We start from the raw sequence: 2,648 nt of genomic DNA, 5'->3' as shown, positions 1-2,648 counted from the left end.
ACAAGGAAGACTTCCAGGCTGTCGACATCACCAGCATCGTCAAGCCAGTGACCAAATGGGCAACCACCGTTCTCGAACCGGGCCAGGTGCCCTACGCGTTCCAGAAAGCCTTTTATGAAATGCGCTCCGGCCGCCCTGGTCCTGTGCTGATCGACCTGCCGTTCGACGTGCAGATGGCTGAAATCGAATTCGACATCGACGCTTACCAGCCACTGCCGCTGGCCAAGCCAACCGCCAGTCGCGTCCAGGTCGAGAAGGCTCTGGCCTTGCTGGATCAGGCCGAACGCCCATTGCTGGTAGCCGGTGGCGGGATCATCAATGCCGACGCCAGTGACCTGCTGGTGGAATTCGCCGAGCTGACCGGTATCCCGGTCATCCCGACCTTGATGGGCTGGGGTACGATCCCGGACGATCACCCACTGATGGTCGGCATGGTCGGCCTTCAAACCTCGCACCGTTACGGAAACGCAACGATGCTGAAATCCGACGTAGTCCTGGGCATTGGTAACCGCTGGGCCAACCGTCATACCGGTTCGGTCGATGTCTATACCGAAGGCCGCAAGTTCATTCACGTCGACATCGAAGGCACGCAGATCGGCCGCGTGTTCACCCCGGACCTGGGCATCGTTTCCGACGCTGCCGCCGCGCTGACCGTGTTCATCGAAGTCGCTCGCGAATGGCAAGCCGCCGGCAAACTGAAGAACCGCAGTGCCTGGCTGCAGGATTGCCAGCAGCGCAAGGCCAGCCTGCAACGCAAGACTCACTTCGACAACGTGCCGGTCAAGCCGCAGCGCGTTTACGAAGAGATGAACCAGGTGTTCGGCAAAGACACTTGCTACGTCAGCACCATCGGTCTGTCGCAGATTGCCGGCGCGCAGTTCCTGCACGTCTACAAACCGCGTCACTGGATCAACTGCGGTCAGGCCGGCCCGCTCGGCTGGACCATTCCGGCAGCGCTGGGTGTGGTCAAGGCTGATCCGAACCGTAAAGTCGTGGCCCTGTCGGGGGACTATGACTTCCAGTTCATGATCGAAGAATTGGCAGTGGGCGCGCAGTTCAAGCTGCCGTACATTCATGTTGTGGTAAACAACTCGTACCTGGGTCTGATTCGTCAGGCACAGCGCGGTTTCGACATGGATTACTGCGTGCAGCTGTCCTTCGATAACCTCAACGCGCCGGAACTCAACGGTTACGGTGTCGACCACGTCGCGGTTGCCGAAGGCCTCGGTTGCAAGGCACTGCGTGTGTTCGAACCGGCTCAGATCCAGCCTGCCCTGCGCAAGGCTCAGGAACTGATCGAAGAGTTCAAGGTGCCCGTCATCGTTGAGATTATTCTGGAACGCGTGACCAACATTTCCATGGGCACCGAGATCAACGCCGTCAACGAATTCGAAGACCTGGCGCTGGTCGGCAACGATGCGCCAACGGCGATTTCGTTGCTTGATTAACTGCTGACCGCTCTGAATGATCGTTCCCACGCTCTGCGTGGGAATGCAGCCCGGGACGCTCTGCGTCCCAAAGCGGACGCAGAGCGTCCATTGAGGCATTCCCACGCAGAGCGTGGGAACGAGAACCTAAAACGGGAGACCACCATGCCGCGTTTCGCAGCCAACCTGTCCATGCTGTTCACCGAACAGGATTTCCTTGCCCGTTTCGACGCCGCCGCCAAGGCCGGTTTCAGTGGTGTCGAATACCTGTTCCCGTACGACTTCAGCTCGGCCGAAATCAAGGCCAGGCTCGACGCCAACGGTCTGACCCAAGTGCTGTTCAACCTGCCGGCCGGTGACTGGGCCAAGGGCGAGCGCGGTATCGCCTGCCTGCCCGACCGCGTTGAAGAGTTCCGCGCCGGGGTCGACCTGGCCATCGCTTACGCGCAGGTGCTGGGCAACACCCAGGTCAACTGCCTGGCCGGCATTCGTCCGCAAGGCGTGGACGATGCCACTGTAGAGAAGACCTTCGTCGCCAACCTCAAGTACGCCGCCGACAAGCTGCAAGCGGTGGGCATCAAACTGGTGATGGAAGCGATCAACACCCGCGACATCCCGGGCTTCTACCTGAACAACACCGCGCAAGCCCTGTCGATTCGCGAGCAGGTCGGCAGCGCCAACCTGTTCCTGCAATACGACATCTACCACATGCAAATCATGGAAGGCGACTTGGCCCGCACCCTGCAATCGCATCTGGGCGAGATCAACCATGTACAGCTCGCGGACAACCCGGGGCGCAACGAACCAGGCACCGGTGAGATCAACTACCGCTTCCTGTTCGAACACCTGGACCGCATCGGTTACCAGGGTTGGGTCGGCTGCGAATACAAGCCGCTGACCACCACTGAAGCCGGCCTCGGCTGGTTGAAAACCCATAACGCGATCTGAGTTTAAACCGGGCCTCTGTGGCGAGGGAGCTTGCTCCCGCTGGGGTGCGAAGCGCCCCCAACAGCCATTCACTATGGTGATTCGGGCAGAACCGGTTCTCAGGATCTACGACTGCTTCGCAGCCGAGCGGGAGCAAGCTCCCTCGCCACAAAGTGTGTTCGGCACATTATTTGGCTACACAAAAACAAGAGGATTTTTTCATGGCTAAAATCGGATTTATCGGCACCGGCATCATGGGCCACCCAATGGCGGCGAACCTGCAGAAAGCCGGTC

Annotated in this window: 3 protein-coding genes; all 3 read left to right on the top strand. The window is 59.7% G+C overall.

Going from position 1 to position 2,648, the window contains the following annotated elements; genetic code table 11:
- Positions 1-1,448, top strand: a 1,448-nt coding sequence (gene gcl, locus D8V06_RS29900; protein ID WP_130932387.1) for a glyoxylate carboligase, incomplete at its 5' end; no start/stop codon positions are given.
- 144 nt (positions 1,449-1,592) lie between these two features.
- Positions 1,593-2,375, top strand: a complete 783-nt coding sequence (hyi, locus tag D8V06_RS29895) for a hydroxypyruvate isomerase (RefSeq protein WP_130932386.1) — start codon at positions 1,593-1,595, stop codon at positions 2,373-2,375.
- Between the two features lie 200 nt (positions 2,376-2,575).
- Positions 2,576-2,648, top strand: a 73-nt coding sequence (locus D8V06_RS29890) for an NAD(P)-binding domain-containing protein (protein WP_130932388.1), incomplete at its 3' end; no start/stop codon positions are given.

The sequence above is a fragment of the Pseudomonas sp. Sample_24 genome (assembly GCF_004307605.1).
Taxonomy (GTDB): domain Bacteria; phylum Pseudomonadota; class Gammaproteobacteria; order Pseudomonadales; family Pseudomonadaceae; genus Aquipseudomonas.
This window is presented reverse-complemented; position numbering and strand designations above follow the sequence as displayed.

What these genes read in the sequence shown, in the direction of transcription:
- hyi (WP_130932386.1), top strand. Translation starts at nt 1,593, where the DNA reads ATGCCGCGTTTCGCAGCCAACCTGTCCATGCTGTTCACCGAACAGGAT.